At 32.3% G+C, this 18,441-nt stretch carries 15 protein-coding genes; 8 read left to right on the top strand and 7 right to left on the bottom strand.

The genetic code is table 11. From position 1 onward, the window contains the following. Entirely contained in the window at positions 1-792 is a 792-nt protein-coding gene (locus tag K8354_RS15670; RefSeq protein WP_223442701.1) for an aldose 1-epimerase, read from the bottom strand. A gap of 115 nt (positions 793-907) precedes the next feature. On the opposite strand from K8354_RS15670, the gene recA reads away from it, so the two are divergent. After that, positions 908-1,921: a recombinase RecA gene (gene recA, locus K8354_RS15675; protein ID WP_223442703.1), complete on the top strand. Its 1,014-nt coding sequence runs from the start codon at positions 908-910 to the stop codon at positions 1,919-1,921. 320 nt (positions 1,922-2,241) lie between these two features. Further along, positions 2,242-2,781, top strand: a complete 540-nt coding sequence (locus tag K8354_RS15680) for a GNAT family N-acetyltransferase (RefSeq protein WP_223442705.1) — start codon at positions 2,242-2,244, stop codon at positions 2,779-2,781. A 1-nt stretch (position 2,782) separates the two neighbouring features. Here the strand turns inward: K8354_RS15680 and K8354_RS15685 are convergent, their stop codons facing one another. From K8354_RS15685 to K8354_RS15695, 3 genes are all read right to left on the bottom strand, one after another. Next, positions 2,783-2,935: a PspC domain-containing protein gene (locus K8354_RS15685; RefSeq protein WP_223442708.1), complete on the bottom strand. Its 153-nt coding sequence runs from the start codon at positions 2,933-2,935 to the stop codon at positions 2,783-2,785. An 89-nt stretch (positions 2,936-3,024) separates the two neighbouring features. After that, positions 3,025-3,456, bottom strand: coding sequence for a dUTP diphosphatase (gene dut / locus K8354_RS15690; protein ID WP_223442711.1), 432 nt, complete (start codon positions 3,454-3,456; stop codon positions 3,025-3,027). Further along, complete coding sequence (locus K8354_RS15695; RefSeq protein WP_223442714.1) at positions 3,437-4,354, bottom strand: alpha/beta hydrolase; 918 nt, start codon at positions 4,352-4,354, stop codon at positions 3,437-3,439. The genes dut and K8354_RS15695 overlap by 20 nt, the downstream gene beginning before the upstream one ends. Before the next feature lie 94 nt (positions 4,355-4,448). On the opposite strand from K8354_RS15695, the gene K8354_RS15700 reads away from it, so the two are divergent. From K8354_RS15700 to K8354_RS15710, 3 genes are all read left to right on the top strand, one after another. Further along, a complete protein-coding gene (locus K8354_RS15700) occupies positions 4,449-5,444 on the top strand; it encodes an NAD(P)H-dependent glycerol-3-phosphate dehydrogenase (RefSeq protein WP_223442717.1) in 996 nt (331 codons plus the stop codon). A gap of 202 nt (positions 5,445-5,646) precedes the next feature. Then, positions 5,647-6,306 (top strand): hypothetical protein, encoded by a 660-nt coding sequence (locus K8354_RS15705; protein ID WP_223442720.1) that lies wholly within the window; start codon positions 5,647-5,649, stop codon positions 6,304-6,306. A gap of 4 nt (positions 6,307-6,310) precedes the next feature. Continuing rightward, positions 6,311-7,579 (top strand): MFS transporter, encoded by a 1,269-nt coding sequence (locus K8354_RS15710; protein ID WP_223442723.1) that lies wholly within the window; start codon positions 6,311-6,313, stop codon positions 7,577-7,579. Here K8354_RS15710 and K8354_RS15715 read toward each other — a convergent pair. Next, the gene (locus K8354_RS15715) at positions 7,576-8,349 is read right to left on the bottom strand and encodes a DUF547 domain-containing protein (RefSeq protein WP_223442726.1); all 774 of its coding nucleotides are present in this window, start codon (positions 8,347-8,349) and stop codon (positions 7,576-7,578) included. The genes K8354_RS15710 and K8354_RS15715 overlap by 4 nt on opposite strands. A gap of 22 nt (positions 8,350-8,371) precedes the next feature. Here K8354_RS15715 and K8354_RS15720 point away from each other — a divergent pair, with 22 nt between their 5' ends. After that, positions 8,372-9,076: a TIGR04283 family arsenosugar biosynthesis glycosyltransferase gene (locus K8354_RS15720; RefSeq protein WP_223442729.1), complete on the top strand. Its 705-nt coding sequence runs from the start codon at positions 8,372-8,374 to the stop codon at positions 9,074-9,076. Positions 9,077-9,117: 41 nt separating this feature from the next. Here the strand turns inward: K8354_RS15720 and K8354_RS15725 are convergent, their stop codons facing one another. Both K8354_RS15725 and K8354_RS15730 read right to left on the bottom strand, forming a co-directional pair. Beyond that, the gene (locus K8354_RS15725; protein WP_223442731.1) at positions 9,118-9,447 is read right to left on the bottom strand and encodes a hypothetical protein; all 330 of its coding nucleotides are present in this window, start codon (positions 9,445-9,447) and stop codon (positions 9,118-9,120) included. Between the two features lie 261 nt (positions 9,448-9,708). After that, positions 9,709-11,355 carry a glycerol-3-phosphate dehydrogenase/oxidase gene (locus tag K8354_RS15730; RefSeq protein WP_223442734.1) on the bottom strand — a complete coding sequence of 549 codons (1,647 nt, stop codon included), beginning with the start codon at positions 11,353-11,355 and terminating at the stop codon, positions 9,709-9,711. 74 nt (positions 11,356-11,429) lie between these two features. Here K8354_RS15730 and K8354_RS15735 point away from each other — a divergent pair, with 74 nt between their 5' ends. Both K8354_RS15735 and K8354_RS15740 read left to right on the top strand, forming a co-directional pair. Continuing rightward, positions 11,430-14,750, top strand: a complete 3,321-nt coding sequence (locus tag K8354_RS15735) for a S8 family serine peptidase (RefSeq protein WP_223442737.1) — start codon at positions 11,430-11,432, stop codon at positions 14,748-14,750. Positions 14,751-15,084: 334 nt separating this feature from the next. Beyond that, complete coding sequence (locus K8354_RS15740) at positions 15,085-18,402, top strand: S8 family serine peptidase (protein ID WP_223442740.1); 3,318 nt, start codon at positions 15,085-15,087, stop codon at positions 18,400-18,402. The last annotated feature ends 39 nt before the right edge of the window (positions 18,403-18,441 follow it).

Here is an 18,441-nt window from a genome sequence, read left to right on the forward strand (position 1 = left end):
TTAAAGGATCTTTATCATTACAGAAAAACTATTTTTTCCTTTAGATAAAGACATATTTTTTTCTGAAAATTTTTGATCTGTATACGAAGTGTATTGTGTTATTGGCTCAATACAAATCATATTATCAACTTCTGTCCACAACATAAAATTATTGAAACCTTTTGTGGTAATTTCTACATCATTTTTATCAATATTTTTTAAGACAATTTTTTCTTTTCCAAATACAGGAAAAGCATTGGAACCAGCTTTGTAAACGTCAGATAATGTAATTTTTTCTGAACCAGCTTTTAAAATTTCTTTTCCAGTATCTGACAATAAAAAAGCAGGATGATAACCTAACATAAAAGGCATCTCTTTTTCTGAATTAATAATAAAATTGATGGTTAAAATATCATTTTCTAAGGTAAAATTCTTTTCAAAAGTAAAATCAAAAGTCCAAAATAATGCTTCTTCAGATGATTTTTCTGGAAACTTACTGTTTTTAATTTTGGTGTTTTTTTCGTAGTTTTTAATGAAGTTAGCACTCTTTTCATCCGAAGAAATTAAAGAATACTCCATTTCACGCAACAAACCATGTTGATCTTGAATACAATCACCTTTTTTGGTATGCACTCTAAAGTTATTTTTATCCGTTGGACCAATGATAGGAAACATTTCATCATCGGATTTACGCCAACCTTTATTTCCTTTTTGATGTATATATTCTGTATTATTTTTTTGAAAACTAATTAATTCCCCGTTTTCAATAGCAACCGTGCTATGTGCGTTTTGTAAATATATTTTAGAAGTCATAAAATTTAAATTTATAGTGTAAAAATACTATAAAAATGTATTTTATTTTTTAGGAGAATAGCATTCCTTTTTTGTAACTTGTGCAACCAAATTAAAAAGAAATTTAGACAGATTTATGGCGGCAGACAAAGAAAATAAAGAAAAAGTAGCAAAACTTAAAGCATTACAACTCACTTTAGATAAGTTAGATAAAACTTATGGAAAAGGTGCTGTAATGAAAATGGGAGATTCTGTAGTTGAAGATATAGAAGCCATTTCGTCGGGTTCTTTAGGGTTAGATTTAGCCTTAGGAGTGGGCGGATACCCAAGAGGAAGAGTCATTGAAATTTACGGGCCAGAATCTTCTGGTAAAACAACACTTACTTTACACGCAATTGCAGAAGCACAAAAAGCTGGTGGTATTGCCGCGTTTATTGATGCAGAACATGCTTTTGATCGTTTTTACGCAGAAAATTTAGGAGTTGATATAGAAAATCTTATTATTTCTCAACCCGATCATGGTGAACAAGCTTTAGAAATTACAGAAAATTTAATACGTTCTGGAGCCATCGATATTGTTGTAATTGATTCGGTTGCGGCGTTAACACCAAAATCTGAAATTGAAGGTGAAATGGGAGATTCTAAAATGGGTCTTCATGCGCGTTTAATGTCTCAGGCATTACGTAAATTAACAGGTACCATTTCCAAAACAAAATGTACCGTTATTTTTATCAATCAATTAAGAGAAAAAATTGGTGTAATGTTCGGTAATCCTGAAACCACAACAGGAGGAAATGCACTTAAATTTTATGCTTCTGTTCGTTTAGATATTAGAAGAAGAACACAAATTAAAGATGGCGATCGCGTTATTGGAAACAGTACCAAAGTAAAAGTTGTAAAAAATAAAGTAGCACCTCCTTTCCAAGTAGCAGAGTTTGATATTATGTACGGACAAGGAATCTCTAAAGTTGGAGAAATTTTAGATATTGGTGTAGAACTGGGCATTGTAAAGAAAAGTGGTTCATGGTTTAGCTATGGAGAAACAAAATTAGGCCAAGGACGAGATTCTGTAAAAGGATTGATTAAAGACAACCCTGAATTAGCAGAAGAACTTGAAGCTAAAATAAAATTAGCTATCGAAAACCAATAGTAAACACTAAAAGTTCTAAGTATTATTTTTATTAAAACTGCTGCAGAAGTAATCAATCTGCAGCAGTTTTTTTATCTTTTTAGTATCATTGTTGTTCGATAAAAGATAAAAAGACCGCTTTCGCTGTTAGAATCAAGAACAAAGACTTGGCTGTAACTAACTGAAAAACAATATTATTATGATTTTAAATTTTTCGATACATCATAAATTCTAAAGCAGTTTTAAAAGCAAGGTGTACTACTTTAAAAGCTCTTGAAAATCAATACTATCAATACTTTAAACCACTTTAGCTAATTTTAATCGGACAACACTATTTTAGTATGATAAAAATTTCAGAAAACATACAACTAAAGCCAATTTTAGCGTCAGATTTAGAAAATCTTTTTAGACTGATGAAAGAAGTGTATGGGTTAGCTTATAGTCATTTTTGGGTTGATAAAGGCAATTGGTACGTAAACTCGCAATATTCAAAAGAACATATTTTAAAAGAGTTATCTGTAGCAAAAGCAGCCTATTATTTTGTACTTTATAAAAACGAAATTATTGGTAATTTTAGGTTTGTTTGGGATGAAAAACTACCTAATTTATCCGAAGAAAAACAAGTAAAATTACATAGAATTTACCTGCATCCAAAAGTGCAAGGAAAAGGAATTGGCAAAGAATTACTTACTTGGTTAGAGAAAAAAGCGCTTCAAAAGAAGTATCAGGTTATTTGGTTGGATGCCATGAACGCGCAAGAAAATGCCTTTCAATTTTATAAAAAATTAGGCTATACATATCATTCTCACACATTTTTATCATTCGATTTAATGCATGATGAAGTCAGAAAAATGAGCCAACTTTATAAAAAGCTAGATTAAATTATTCTTTGGATAAGATTTTTACCAACCATAAAATTAAATAAGCTCCAACACCAAAGCCAGCTAATAACACTAACAATACAAATAATATTCTAATATTTTTTGCGGTGAATTGTGTTTTTGTACTCAACCATTCACATACTCCTAAAATCATACTTGTTGTTTTAATATTTGAGATGAAAATATTTTTTTTAAAAAAATTCTTATCAGAGTTTTCCCCCCTTTGGGGAATTAAAGAGACTTTTAAATTCCTGTGCTTCCAAAACCACCAGAACCACGCTCAGTTTCAGATAAAATTGTAACTTCTTGCCAATTTGCACGCTCGTGTTTTGCAATGATTAATTGTGCAATCCGTTCACCATCGTTTATAATAAATTCTTCATTTGATAAATTCACTAGAATCACACCAATTTCTCCACGATAATCTGCATCTACAGTTCCAGGAGCGTTTAAAACAGTAATTCCTTTTTTAGCTGCCAATCCGCTTCTAGGTCTCACTTGCGCTTCAAAACCAACCGGTAAAGCTATAAATAATCCTGTCTTCACAATAGCTCTTTCTAACGGTTTAAGCGTTATAGAAGCATCAATATTAGCTCTTAAATCCATTCCTGCAGCACCTTCTGTTTCGTAATTAGGAGTTGCGTGTTTCGATTTGTTAATGATTTGTACGTTCATTTGTTTCTATGTTATATAAAAAAGTAATTACTGCTAAAAATTCTGCTTTCCAAAAAGCTTCTGTATGTTGTCCTTCAGGAACAATTTTTGTTTTTAAATACTCTTTTGTGAAGCCTACATCTTGTAAGATTTTCGCCATATTTTCGGTATCCGGAACCATGGTATCGCCTTCTTTTCCGCCTACTAAAAAATAGAGTTTCGAGTTTTGTTGATTTCCATTTTCTTTGGCAAATTCAAAAACTTCTTCAGAAAACCAAAAAGAGGTAGAAAGTGCGCCTATTTTGCCGAAAACTTCCGGATATTTTAAGCCTCCATAAAAAGAAATTAAACCTCCTAAAGAGCTTCCAATAATAGCTGTATTTTTTGCATCAATTTTTGTTCTATAGTTTTTATCAATAAAAGGCTTTAATTCATTGGCTAAAAAATTGATATACATAGCTCCTTTTCCTCCTCCATATTTTTGGTGTTGCCAAGGTGTATATTCCTCAATTCTTTTTTCTCCACCATTTTCAATGCCAACAACAATAAAGCTTTTACCTGTTTTTTTATAAAGTGTATTTAAAGTTTCATCGATGCACCATTCACCCACAAAAGAAGTTTTATGATCAAACAAATTTTGAGCATCGTGCATATAAATTACAGGATATTCTTCGGTGGATGTTTGATAATTTGGAGGTAAATACAACCAAATTTTATGCGAAATATCATTTAAACCATCAATGATAAACTCTTTTTTTAGAATGGAAACATTTGCTGATTTTGTAGATTTTTTTTCATCAATTTTTTCATCAATTTTTTCATCCGTTTTTACTTCGGATTCTATTTTTGTTTCAGGAACTTTTTTACAAGAATTGAAGGTTAATAATAGGAAACAAAACAAAAAGAGAATTCGTTGCATAAATGACAGTTGATTTTTTACAAATATAATAAATCAGTCAAGTTTTCATCAAAAGATACTAATTTTCTTACATTTGAAATCAAAATATATACGTATGATTGAACATCAGAAGATTGCTGTTTTTGGAGGTGGAAGTTGGGCAACGGCTATTGTTAAAATGTTGATAGAGAACCTAGAAACTGTGGGTTGGTATATGCGAAATACGCAAGCCATAGAACATATAAAAGAAAATGATCATAACCCTAAATATTTACGTTCTGCAGAATTAGATGCAGCTCGTTTGGATTTATCGGACGATATTAATTATATGGTGGCTAAGTATGATGTGCTAATTTTTGCAATTCCGTCTGCTTTTTTAACAAGTGAATTAAATAAATTATCCGAATCTTTAGTTGATAAAACTATTTTTTCTGCCATTAAAGGAATTGTTCCGGAAACAGGTTTAATTGTTGGAGAACATTTTCATAAAGAGTACCATATTCCCCTAGAAAATATTGGTGTAATCACAGGACCTTGTCATGCAGAAGAGGTGGCTATGGAGCGTTTGTCATATTTAACAATTGCGTGCCAAGATGAAGCCATTGCTGCAAAAATGTCGCTAGCTTTAGGGAGTTGGTATATCAATGTAAAAACCACAGATGATATTATTGGAACAGAATATGCCGCAGTTTTAAAAAATATTTATGCAGTTGCTGCAGGGATTGCGCACGGTTTAGGCTATGGTGATAATTTTCAATCGGTCTTAATGAGCAATGCTATTCGAGAAATGAAACGTTTTATAAAAAAGGTTCATAAGATGAAGCGAAACATTAACAATTCTGCTTATTTAGGCGATTTGTTAGTGACAGGATACTCAACCTTTAGTAGAAATAGAATGTTCGGGAATATGATAGGAAAAGGATATACGGTAAGGTCTGCCCAACATGAAATGAGTATGATTGCCGAAGGGTATTACGCTACAAAAAGTGCTTATAAAATTAAAGAAGAAAAAGGTACAAAAACTCCTATTATAGATGCGGTTTATAACATTTTGTATGATGATAAAGATCCAAAAAAAGAATTTAAAAAGTTGACCAATAAACTGGATTAATTGTTTCATTAAAAAGAGCTTCTTGCCGTTTTTTACCTTAAGTTTCTCTTAAAATTGTCATTCCCTTAAAAACGGGAATCTAGAATAAAATTAATATTTATAAAAGAATTAAAATGTTCAAAATTCTTCTATTATTAAAAGATAGTTGAATGTAATAAATTGTTTATTTTTGAACAATTATTTAGGTTTTTAAACTTTTATCATGAAAACAATACAAGAAGTTGTAGAAAGTACCATTCGAAAAACACCATTTATAGAAGAGGCTTTAAATGAAAAATTGATTAATGTTTCTTCTCTAGCAAGAATTATTTTACCCGAAGTTTCAGAAAAGTTAAATAAAGAGGTAAAAGTGGGTGCAGTAATGATGGCTATTAATAGACTTTCACCTGCAAGCGAATTACGCATCAGAAAAAATATAAAAAAGTTAGCGTTAGATTTAGGAGATGTAATCGTTCGGTCTGATTTATGTGATTTTACGTTTAAAAACACCCCTGCTTTATTAAAAGAAATCGCAAAGATTTTAAATAAATCGTCTGAAAGTTCAGATTATTTTTTAACAGTTTCTCAAGGTATTTTTGAAACGAATATTGTAATTAGTAAAAATCTACGACCTTTTGTAGAAGAAATTTTTGAAAATGAAATGCTAACACATAGCATGTTAGATTTGGCCTCTATTACCATAAAATTACCCAAAGAAAATCAAGCACAATCGGGTATTTACTACTTTATTTTAAAGCAATTGGCTTGGGCAGATATTCCTTTACAAGAAATTATTTCTACAACAAATGAAATGACAATCGTTGTAAAGGAATCAGACATCAATCAAACATTTGCTATTTTAATGGATATGAAATTAAGCTAAGAAAATGCCAAAGCAAGATCCTTATGCAGCCTTAAGAATAAAAGAATTCAATATTTTTTTATTTGTAAGATTTTTACTCGTTTTTGGTTGGTCCATGCAATTTATTGTCATTGAATGGCAAGTATATTCCATCACAAAAGATCCTCTATCCTTAGGAATTATAGGTTTAATGGAAATAATTCCCGCGTTTTCTATGGCTTTATTTGCAGGTCATATTGTAGATCAAAGAGAAAAAAGAAATCTATTAGCACTCTGTACGGGCGCTTTTTCATTGATTAGTTTAGGCTTATTTTTGCTAACTACGGATACCGTTTTAAGTAGTTGGTCTACCAATGCTATTTTATATTGTATTTATGGATTGGTCTTTTTTGGTGGCTTTTTACGCTCTTTTTTCGGACCTACCATTTTCTCTTTAGTAGCCTTGTTGGTTCCTAAAAAAATATATCATAATGCAGCAACTTGGAGCACCAGTACCTGGAAAACAGCTTCTGTTTCTGGAGCGCTTTGTGGAGGTTTTTTTATAGGTTGGATGGGCGTTGATAAAACACTTTCTATCGTTTTTATTTTGGTAACGCTTTCATTTATCACCATTTTTCAAATAAAGAAAAAACCTATTTTAAATACAAAAATTGGCGAACCTGTTAAAGAAAGTTTGAAAGCGGGTATTAAATTTGTGTTTCAAAATAAAGCAATTTTAGGAACCTTAACGTTAGATATGATTGCGGTTTTATTTGGTGGAACTGTTGCTATTTTATCCGTTTTTGCGCAAGATATTTTAAAAGTAGGTCCGGAAGGTTTTGGCATTTTAAACGCCTCTATTTCTATAGGTAGTATTGTAACGATGTTGTTAACAACCTACATTCCTATCAACAGAAATACGGGTAGAAAAATGCTAATCTCTGTCTTTATCTTTGGAGTAAGCATTATTGCTTTTGGCTTGTCGTCTATTTTCTGGGTGAGTGTTTTAGCCTTGTTTGTAAGTGGTGCAGCAGACGGAATTTCAATGGTGATTCGTCAAACCATATTACAATTAAAAACACCAGATGATATGAGAGGCAGAGTAGCTTCTGTAAACTCTATGTTTGTGGGTTCTTCTAACGAGCTAGGCGCATTTGAAAGTGGTTTAGCAGCTAAAATAATAGGTCCTGTAGCGGCCGTAGTTTTTGGCGGAACCATGACTTTAATAACCGTTGTTACTACAGCAATTGTAAGTCCTACAATTAGAAATTTAGATTTGACTGAAGATATTCAAGAAAATGAAAAGGAGGATTAATCATAAATGGTAGTAGGAATCGTTCTATAATTGTTTAATAATAACGTCCAATCGTAGGTTTTAAATTCTAAATTTTTTGGTTTTTCAGGGGTAATTTTATAATTAAAAAGAAGATCTCTTGCACCAGAATTTCCTCCAAAATCTCCTCGAAACCAAGACATCAAAGCCACTGAGGTAGCTGTTTTAGTTCTTTTGTTGTAGGTGGTTTGTTCCTTTAGATATTCTTTGGTTATAAAGTATAATTCTTTCTCTAAATTTTCAGCGCTATAAATGGCAACGGGCGGGCAGCTTTTTGCACCACAATTTAAAGCAAAATGAATTCTCCAATCTATCTTATCTACGCGTAATTTACGTTCCCATGAAGCAACAAACCATTTATTTAAATAACCTAAACTTAGTTTAATTTTCGATTTTCTAATAATTCCGTGTTCAATAGCATCAAAAGATAAAAGCTCTCCGGCAATTTTAATCCTTTCCTCACTAAAAAAGGTACCTTTATCTTCATATAATTTAGGGTTTTCCGTCAATGAAATTTGAATAAATGCGTTATAAATATTTACCCAAAATGCTATTTTTTGTTGGTCTGTTTTCAATGCTGTAACGAGTTCATCTAACGTACTTTCTGATAAAATTTTTACTTGTTTTTCATAGGAAGTATCCTCCATAATATTTTGTAGTAAATCTTGAGAAACTTGATTATAGTTTACATTATTTTGTGCGCTAACTGTAAAGACGGATAAAAAAAAGAAGGAAATTAAAAACTGTTTCATAATAAATTACGTAGGTTTAAAGATGATATTAAGTATAATAATTCCGGTGTACAATGAACAACAAAACCTTATAAAGATTCTGTCGTTTTTAAATGAGCAAGCTAACAAACTTCCCATAGAAATCATTGTTTCTAATTCTCCAGAATCAATTGACGAGAGCGGTATGGTTTGTAAAAATTTTGATAAAGTTACGTATTTTGATGCTGTTAAAAAAGGTAGAGCTGCTCAAATGAATGCAGGTGCAACAATAGCTAAAGGCGATATTTTATTGTTTTTACATGCGGATATAATTTTGCCTAAAGATTTCTACAATCAGATAATATTGGCAATTAAAGAGGGAAACAAAGCTGGTTTTTTTGCATATCAGTTTGATAAAAAAACATTTTTACTGCGTATAAATAGTTCTTTTACCCAAAAAGATGGTTTTTTTGCTGGTGGAGGAGATCAATGTCAGTTTTTTACAAAAGAAACTTTTGAAGCTTTACAAGGCTACAATGAGGAGTTTTGCATCATGGAAGATTTTGAAATGATTGATAAAGTAAGAAAGCATGGAATTTCTTTTAAGATAATACAATCTAAAGCAACGGTAAGTGCCAGAAAATATCAAACAAATTCTTGGCTTAAAGTAAATTTAATTAACGGATATGTTTTTTTAAAATATAAGTTAGGGGTTCATCCCATAAAGCTGCGTAAAACCTATCAATCGCTTTTAAGAGAAAGCCTATAAAAAAACCCCGTTTATTATACATAAACGGGGTTTTTAGTTTTTTATGATTGCTTTAAAGAAGTAATTATTTTAACAGTTATGTTTTTGCCTGTTTCTTCTCCGTCTTCGTTTAAATGTTCTATTTCTTGGTTTTTCCAAGTAAGTGTAAATTTCTTACCGATAAAAGTATCATCATATAAGTCTATTTCAATTTCATCATCTGTATCGTAAAACAAATGTTCTTTATTTTTATCGTCTACAAATTTGTATAAATCATCATCTGTAATTCCTTTAAAAGTAGCTACTAATTTATTGTCTTGAAATATTGATTTTTTTGCCGAAAAAGAAATGGTAATTAATAGCACTAAAGCTACTTTATATATGGTTTTCATAATTTATTATTTTTAGCTTGTTATTATAATTCTTTTGAAGTTTCTTTTTCCCAAAAAAAAACTTTTTTACTGAAGTTGAATTACAATATTTGCATAAGCTAAAATTTATAAATTAAGCAATTCAAATATACATTATTTTTCAATTGATACTACAAATCAATTTAAATTTTCGTGCTAAAAAATGTTGTTTTTAATATTTTCTAAGATTGATATAAATATTTTTAAATCAATTTATTAGGGTGCTATTCAATTCAAATAGTTTTACTCAAAAGTGGTGGCTTCTTTTAGTTGTTCTTCTAATTCCTTTTGATGTTTATTAACAATTTTATCATCCCAAGAAAACGCTTTTTTAAACTCTTCTAATACCAAATTAGTGTACAAAATTACGCTAGGTATGTCAAAAAATAAGCGTCCTGTTCTGCGCATAAAAAAATCAGTCGGATTGCTCGCCATTTCATAGTTTATGGTAAACCAAACTTCTGCTTTTATCATTTTTTCTGGCATATTATCGTGCATTAAATCATCAAATTTTTGCAAAATAATATCGGTTTGTTTGCCATAATTATAGACTAAATATTGTGCATCTTTTTCATCAAAATCTACTTCTGCAATTCTATTATGAATGGCATCTATATAACTTCTTACTTCAGATGAATTTTTAAATGTACCACCAGAAAGTACAATTTCTTTGGTTTTGATAGCATCAAATTCTTTATCAAATCTCCGTTCGTATTTTTTACCTACCAAATCTACAATACGTTCCGCCATTTTTCGATAGCCCGTTAATTTACCCCCAGCAATAGAAATTAATTCTGAATCAGAAACAAAAATTTCATCCTTTCTAGAAAGTTCTGAGGCCGATTTTCCTTCTTCATGAATTAACGGTCGCAAACCCGCCCAAGAAGATTGCACATCATTTAGTGTAATAGTTATATCAGGAAACATATTGTTAACGGCAGATATTAAATAAGTGGCATCTACTAAATTTGTTTGAACGTTGTCTTTATCCTGCTGATAATTGGTGTCTGTTGTTCCAAAATAAGTAACTTTTCCACGTGGAATAGCAAACATCATTCTGCCATCCGGAACATCAAAATATACAGATTGTTTTACAGGTAATTTTTCATGAGCAACCACCAAATGTACACCTTTTGTTAAATGCAAACGTTTGCCCGTTTTAGAGTGATTTATTTGTCGCAATTCATCTACCCAAGGGCCACAAGCATTTACTACATATTTTGCTTTTATAGCAAATTCATCCCCAGAAATACGGTCTATAACTTTTGCTCCAACAACCCTATTTTCTTCGTAAATAAATTCTTTTGCTTCTATGTAGTTAATGATTCGTGCTTTATAATTGCAAGCAGTTTTTAAAACTTCTATTGTTAAGCGGGCATCATCAGTTCTATACTCGGCATAATAACCAGCGCCATTTAAAATATTTTCTGGTAGTAGTGGTTCTTTTTCTAAAGCTTCTTTTTTGTTGAGCATTTTACGTTGGTCTTCGCCTTCTACAGAAGCCAAAATATCATACACTTTTAAGCCAATGGAGGTTAACCAAGAACCATACGTTCCGCCATCAATTAAAGGTAAAATCATTTTTTCTGGAATCACCAAATGCGGCGCTAATTTGTGCACAATAGCACGCTCTGTACCGACTTCTTTTACCAACCAAAAGTCGAATTGTTTTAGGTAACGCAAGCCGCCATGTATCAGTTTTGTAGATTTGCTAGAGGTTCCGGAGGCAAAATCACTTTTTTCAATTAAGGCAACTTTCATTCCTCTAGAAGCCGCGTCTAAAGCAATTCCTGCGCCTGTAATTCCGCCACCAATAATTAACAAATCGAATTCTGTGGTTTTTAATTGTTGAGTACTATTTTCTCTGTTGAAAGACGAAAATTTTTTCATGCTAAAAAGTTAAATTTTGTGTAAAACGCGTTCAAACGTTTTATATTTGTTAAAAACACTACAAAAATAGCAATATGAATTACAAATCCTTTAAGCAATTATTTTTTATTTTATGTTTAATTTCTTTTTCTATGGTTTCTCAAAGCAAACTAGAAATAGAAAAAATGACGAAAGAATATGATCTCATAAAACTAGAGAATCTTAGTAATAAATTTGCTATTGATTTTGAGACTCAAAAAAATAAAGCATTGATAATGGCAGCCCAAAAAGGTTGGAAACTAAAATATAAAGACTTAAAAGGTGCCCAGCACGAATTAGTTGGTGTCACCAAAGAAGGTACACCACTGTATTATAAAACGTATAATGTTGATGCCGCTATTTCTACAAGAGCCAACTTTTTACATAACGGCGGAGGTCTTGGATTAAACCTAGAAGGTCAAGGAATGACAATCCATGTTTGGGATTTTGGTTTGCCAAGACTAACCCATCAGGAATATGACGGTATTGGAGGTGAAGATAGAGTTTCTATTGGGGATGGAACCGCAGGGTTAGGTGATCATGCCGGACATGTAATGGGAACTATTATTTCTTCTGGTTTTGATCCTGCTGCAAAAGGAATGGCACCGCAAGCAAAAGGTGTAGCTTTTCGGTATCAGCAAGATGCTGCAAAAGCTGCTGATGCTGCGGCAGATGGGATGTTAATATCCAACCATTCTTATGGTTTAGTGGTTAGAGATGATAACGATGAGCCTTCGCTACCAGCCTACTATTTTGGTTCATATATTAACAGCTCTAGAGATTGGGATGCTATTATGTACAATGCACCGTATTACTTGATGGTTACTTCTGCAGGAAACAATGGAGCTGACAATTCTGCAAATTTAGAACCTTTAGAAGGAAATGCCCCTTATGATAAATTAACAGGTATTGCAACTTCAAAAAATAATTTAGTGATTGCGAATGGAACGGATGCCGAAATAAATGAAGATGGAAGTTTAAATTCAGTAAATAGAAGCGCTTCTAGTTCTGAAGGTCCGACGGATGATTTAAGAATTAAACCAGACCTTATGGGCAATGGAGTGTTAGTATATTCTACTTTAACAACAGCTGATGATGATTATGCCTCTTATAGCGGAACCTCAATGGCTTCCCCAAATGTAGCGGGTTCTTTATTGTTATTGCAACAATATTATAATGAAACGTATGGTAATTTTATGAGAGCGGCTACTTTAAAAGGACTGGCTTTGCATACAGCCGATGATGTAGATATCGTTGGGCCCGATGCAAATACAGGTTGGGGATTGATGAATACCAAAGTTGCTGCGGAAACAATTACTGCAAATGGTTTTGAATCTTGGATTTCTGAAGAGGTTTTAAAAAATGGAGATACTTTTTCTATCAAGGTGAAATCAGATGGTTTAAGTCCTTTATTGGCATCTATTTCTTGGACAGACAAACCTGGAGTTTCGATTCAAGATAATATTACTATTGAACCAAATGACCCAACTCCTGCTTTGATTAATGATTTGGATATTAAAGTTACTCGAGAAACCGATGAGTTTAAACCCTGGAGACTTACAGGAGTGGATAGTAATGAAAAAGGAGATAATTTAGTAGACCCTTATGAAAGAGTAGATATCATGAATCCTTCTGCCGGTGAATATACCATTACAGTTACTCATAAAGGAACTTTAGAAGAAGATCAAAGGTTTTCTTTAATTGTTACCGGTATTTCAGGAGAGTTCACTTTTGTAGCCGATAGTTCAGAGAAAACATTTTGCTCAGATACAGATGCTGTTTTTAACTTTGAATATATTCCTGCTGTTGAAGGAACTACACAATTTACAGCCACAGGTGCTCACGAAGCAATGACGATGTCTTTTTCTGAAAATTCATTAAGTGCTGCTGGAAATTTTGACATCACTTTTGGAAATTTAATCAATGTTCCAGCAGGTACGTATGAAATTGAAATAACGGGGGATAACGGAAGTGAAACGCAAATAAGAAAAGTTAGATTCGAGGTGTATCATTCAAGTTTTGATAGGAATCCGTCTGAATTAGAATTTCCTGCGAACGGCCAAAAAGCACTAGCTGCAAAAGTATCATTACTTTGGAAAGAGAATTTAAATGCAGAAAATTATAGCGTAGAATTATCGGATTCACCTAGTTTTAATAATATTCTATTTACAGAAGAGGTTACAACTTTAACCATAGATATAGAGGATTTACAACTCAATTCTGTATATTATTGGCGAGTAAAACCAAAAAACAGCTGTGCTGATGGCGCATACTCGCCCGTTTTTAGCTTCCAAACGGGAGTTATAGATTGTGAAAACACCTTTACCGCCACAGATTTATCTGAGGCTATTATAGATCCGCTAGTTGCAAATGCTAGTGCTATCGCTACTATTAATGTTTCAGAAGAATTAACTGTAAATAACATTATTTTTACTACAGATATTTCGCATACAAGTGTTAAAGAGTTAACCATTACCATACAAGATCCTAATGGTAATAATGTGGTTGTTTTATCAAATTCAAATCCATGCTTAGCAGGTATTGCCGACATCAGCAACGCAACTTTTAGTGATGATGGAGAGACTTTATTTTGTGGTTTTTCAGCACCTGCCATTAGAGGAACCATTAAACCAGAAAATAACATGAGTATTCCTTTTATTGGACAAAATGCTTTAGGAGAATGGAAAATTATAGTTGAGGATAATGCCGAGTTAAATGGAGGCCAAATTAATGCGGCGTCTATTACTATTTGTGCATCAGCAGAGAATACAAGTATTCCAACATTTACTTCTACAAGTGTAAGTTTAGGAGGTAGTGCAGATTATGTACTAACTCCAGCCAATATGAGTGCTTCTACAGCATCAGAAACAGAAGAACAACAAGTGTTTGTTTTGGTAGCATTAGCAAAAAAAGGAGTTCTTAAAAAAGAGGGTGTAGCGCTAACGGCTGGAGATACTTTTACACAAGCAGACATAACAGCGGGTAAAATTTCTTTTACAAAATCTGAAATAGGTTCTTTTACAGATCTATTTATAGTAGATGTGACCAATGATGCTAAAGGATGGCTACCAAACCAAACTATTAGCATTCAGGAAGGCGTTTTAAAAGTAAATGAGTTTTCGTTAAATGAAATTTCTTTATGGCCAAACCCAGTAAAAGGAATTTTAAATATAAAAATAAATAATGTGAATAATGAAGATGTAAAAATTTCTTTATTTGACTTACAAGGAAGACAAATAAGTACGTCTACAAACAAGGTTACCAACACAACATTTACAAAAGAAATAGAGACCAGAAATATTTCTTCAGGTGTTTATTTGTTAAGCATAGCACAAGGAAATAAAAAAGCCACTAAAAAGATTATTATTTCTAAATAGACGTCATAATTTTATAATTCAAAGCCAGCACCTCCATGCTGGCTTTTTTTATTTTAAAATTGGTATTATTCTAGTAATTGTTTACAATTAAAAAAGAATTAGCAGAACCTTCATTACGGTCATTTTTCTAATAAGAAGGATGCGAAAAGAAATGATTTATTACGATATTATATGTCTATAAATGGCAATAACATCAAATATTTGACCAGTTTTGGGAAGGTTCGGAAACTAAATTTTTATTTTGAAGTATAAAAAGTGTTATAACCAAAAGTTTAAATTTTAGACAAAAAATATTTAAAGAGTTATATTTGCTAACAAAATAAAAAATAGCATTATGAATTACAAATCCTTCAAGCAAATATTCCTTATTTTATTTTTAATTTCTTGTTCTATAGTTTCTCAAAGCAAACAAGAGATAGAAAAAATGACGAAAGAATATGATCTCATAAAACTAGATAATTTTAGTGAAAAATATGCTAATGATTTTTATGCTGAAAAAGAGAAAGCATTGTTAATGGCAGCCCAAAAAGGGTGGAAACTAAAGTATACAGATTCAAAAGGTTCTCATTATGGATTAATTGGAGTTACAAAACAGGGAAAACCATTGTATTATAAAACGTATAATGCAGACGCTGCTATTTCTACAAGAGCTAATTTTTTGCATAACAATGGCGGATTAGGATTAAATATTGAAGGCCAAGGAATGACAGCCCATGTTTGGGATTTTGGCATACCAAGAGAAACGCACCAAGAATATGATGGAGTAGGAGGAGAAAATAGAGTTTCTGTTGGAGACGGAACTACAGAATTAGGTGATCATGCTGCACATGTAATGGGTACCATTATTTCTTCTGGTTTTGAGTCAGCAGCAAAAGGGATGGCACCGCAAGCAAAAGGTGTTGCTTATAGTTATGAAAATGATTTGTCAACAGCAACAGCCACCGCGGCAGACGGCATGTTAATATCAAACCACTCTTATGGTTTCTCTACTAGAGATGATGATGGTAATCCTTCACTACCTGCTTTCTTTTTTGGAGGCTATATTGATGAATCTAGAAATTGGGATAACATAATGTTTAATGCTCCGTATTATTTAATGGTGGTAGCTGCAGGAAATGAAGGAAATGATGAAGGTATAAATTTAGAGCCTTTACAGGGAAATTTTCTTTTTGATAAATTAACTGGACAAGGAACTTCAAAAAATGGTTTAGTCGTAGCAAACGGACAAGATGCTGCAATAAATGCAGACGGTAGCTTAAATACAGTAGAGAGAAATAGCTCAAGTACAGAAGGACCAACCGATGATTTAAGAGTGAAGCCAGACATTATGGGTAACGGAACTGGCGTATATTCTACGTTAGAAGCAGCGGATGATGCTTATGCCTCTTATAGCGGAACCTCAATGGCTTCTCCAAATGTTGCAGGCTCTTTATTGTTATTACAACAATATTATAAGGAAAAAAATGGTACTTTTATGAAAGCTGCTACTTTAAAAGGTTTGGCTTTACATACAGCAGATGATGTTGCAGCAATAGGTCCGGATGCAGATACAGGTTGGGGGTTAATGAATACCAAAAAAGCTGCAGAAACGATTACAACTAATAATTTTCAATCTATAATTTCAGAAATAGAAATAACACAAGGTAGCACATATACATTGGTCGTAAAATCTGATGGAGTAGCACCATTATTAGCTTCAATTTCTTGGACAGATGCACCTGGAGTTGCAAATACAGGTGTTGTAAATGACGCAACACCAGTGTTGGTAAACGATATAGATATTAGAATAACAAATAACTCAGAAGATAGTTCAGAGATATTTATGCCTTGGAAACTCACCTCTGTAGTTACAAATGAAAAAGGAGACAATATAGTAGATCCTTATGAAAAAGTAGAGATTCAAAATGCATTGGGAGAGTATACAATTACCATTAGTCATAAAGGAACTTTAGCAGGAGAATCTCAAAATGTATCCTTAATTGTTACCGGTGTTACTTCAGGAATAGGTTTATTTACAAGTGAAAATGCTAAAACATCCTGCGGAAATACAACCTCTTTTGATTTGAATTATGTGGAAACCATCGGAGGAACAACAACTTTTTCTGTTGAAGGGCAACCTACAAATGCTACTGTAAATTTATCAGACACTTCTTTAAGTGCAGATGGAGCGCTTACAGTAACTTTTGGAAACTTAGATAACGTGTTACCCGGATCTTACCCAATAAATATTACTGGAAAAAATGGAAATGAAATCACCACAACCCCCATTGAATTAAATGTAATAGAATACAAGTTTTCAGGCGAAGAAGTTGTGCCCGCATACCCCGAAAATGGTTTAACAGGAATTACTACATCAAAAGTTAATTTGTCTTGGGAAAAGTACACTAATGCAAAAACTTACCTCGTAGAGGTTTCAGAAAGTCCTACGTTTAACAGCATTTCATTTTCTGAAAATAGCGACGATTTACAGTTTTCAATTGAAGGCTTGCAAAGTGAAACCGTGTATTATTGGAGAATAAAACCTGAAAACACTTGTATTTCTGGGGATTATTCCTCTATAAATAGTTTTCAAACAGGCATAAGTGAATGCCCAAACACATATGTGGCTACAGATTTTTCTATGGCAAAAATAGACACCATAGCAGGGTCTAGAGCCTTTGTTCCTATAAATGTAACAGATACTATGTTTATTGATAAAATTTTAGTGACAACAGATATTAATCACAGTTATGTGCAAGATATAATTATTTCATTAGAAGGACCAGAAAGTATAGGCAGTACCCAAGTTGTTTTATTACAAAATCCTTGTGGTGAAATAGCCAATATTAGTAATGTTACTTTTGATGATGATGCAAACCCCTTAAATTGCAATAACATAGCACCTGCAATTTCTGGACCTGTTAAGCCAATAAATAATATGAGCGCGCCTTATACTGGTAAAAATGCTTTAGGAGAGTGGAAATTAATCGTTGACGATGGCTGGGATTTAGATGGAGGACAGATAAATGCTGCAAGTATATCGATATGTACGGTACAAAAAAATACAAATATTCCGTCATTAGCGCTTTCAGATATTATTGTTGATAAAAACTCTACCTATACAATTACTAGTAGCGATATAAGTGCTTCAACAACGGATGATGTTGCTACAAATCAAATATTTACGTTAGTAAGTTTGCCTACAAAAGGCTATTTAGAAATTAGAGGTGTTCAATTATCTCTGGGAGATCAATTTGATCAACATAAAATAAATGCAGGATTTATAAACTATGTAAACACGCAAACTGATTCTTTTAGTGATGAATTTAAAGTTGATGTAACAAACAGTTCAAAAGGATGGTTGCCTAATAAAACCATCAACATAAGAGAAGCTACGTTAAGCCTAGAAAAAAATGTTTTAGAAGAAATTTCTTTATGGCCAAACCCAACAAAAGGAATTTTAAATATAAAAATTAATAATGTGAATAACGAAGATGTAAAAATCTCTTTATTAGATTTACAAGGAAGACAAATAAGTACCTCTATCAATAAAGTTACCAATGCAAAGTTTACAAAAGAAATAGAGACCAGAAATATTTCTGCAGGTGTTTATTTGTTAAGGATACAGCAAGGCAATAAAAAGGCAACTAAAAAGATTATTGTTTCTAAATAATTACAAAGTTTATTTAAAAGCCAGTATACGTATGCTGGC

Origin of the sequence: Polaribacter litorisediminis, from assembly GCF_019968605.1 — a bacterium.
Lineage (GTDB): Bacteria > Bacteroidota > Bacteroidia > Flavobacteriales > Flavobacteriaceae > Polaribacter > Polaribacter litorisediminis.

Coding starts and splice junctions, on each gene's coding strand:
- K8354_RS15725 (WP_223442731.1), bottom strand. CDS start 9,447: ATGAAAACCATATATAAAGTAGCTTTAGTGCTATTAATTACCATTTCT.
- K8354_RS15685 (WP_223442708.1), bottom strand. CDS start 2,935: ATGATTTTAGGAGTATGTGAATGGTTGAGTACAAAAACACAATTCACC.
- K8354_RS15735 (WP_223442737.1), top strand. CDS start 11,430: ATGAATTACAAATCCTTTAAGCAATTATTTTTTATTTTATGTTTAATT.
- K8354_RS15715 (WP_223442726.1), bottom strand. CDS start 8,349: ATGAAACAGTTTTTAATTTCCTTCTTTTTTTTATCCGTCTTTACAGTT.
- K8354_RS15695 (WP_223442714.1), bottom strand. CDS start 4,354: ATGCAACGAATTCTCTTTTTGTTTTGTTTCCTATTATTAACCTTCAAT.
- K8354_RS15710 (WP_223442723.1), top strand. CDS start 6,311: ATGCCAAAGCAAGATCCTTATGCAGCCTTAAGAATAAAAGAATTCAAT.
- K8354_RS15670 (WP_223442701.1), bottom strand. CDS start 792: ATGACTTCTAAAATATATTTACAAAACGCACATAGCACGGTTGCTATT.
- K8354_RS15680 (WP_223442705.1), top strand. CDS start 2,242: ATGATAAAAATTTCAGAAAACATACAACTAAAGCCAATTTTAGCGTCA.
- K8354_RS15720 (WP_223442729.1), top strand. CDS start 8,372: ATGATATTAAGTATAATAATTCCGGTGTACAATGAACAACAAAACCTT.
- K8354_RS15730 (WP_223442734.1), bottom strand. CDS start 11,355: ATGAAAAAATTTTCGTCTTTCAACAGAGAAAATAGTACTCAACAATTA.
- K8354_RS15700 (WP_223442717.1), top strand. CDS start 4,449: ATGATTGAACATCAGAAGATTGCTGTTTTTGGAGGTGGAAGTTGGGCA.
- recA (WP_223442703.1), top strand. CDS start 908: ATGGCGGCAGACAAAGAAAATAAAGAAAAAGTAGCAAAACTTAAAGCA.
- K8354_RS15740 (WP_223442740.1), top strand. CDS start 15,085: ATGAATTACAAATCCTTCAAGCAAATATTCCTTATTTTATTTTTAATT.
- K8354_RS15705 (WP_223442720.1), top strand. CDS start 5,647: ATGAAAACAATACAAGAAGTTGTAGAAAGTACCATTCGAAAAACACCA.
- dut (WP_223442711.1), bottom strand. CDS start 3,456: ATGAACGTACAAATCATTAACAAATCGAAACACGCAACTCCTAATTAC.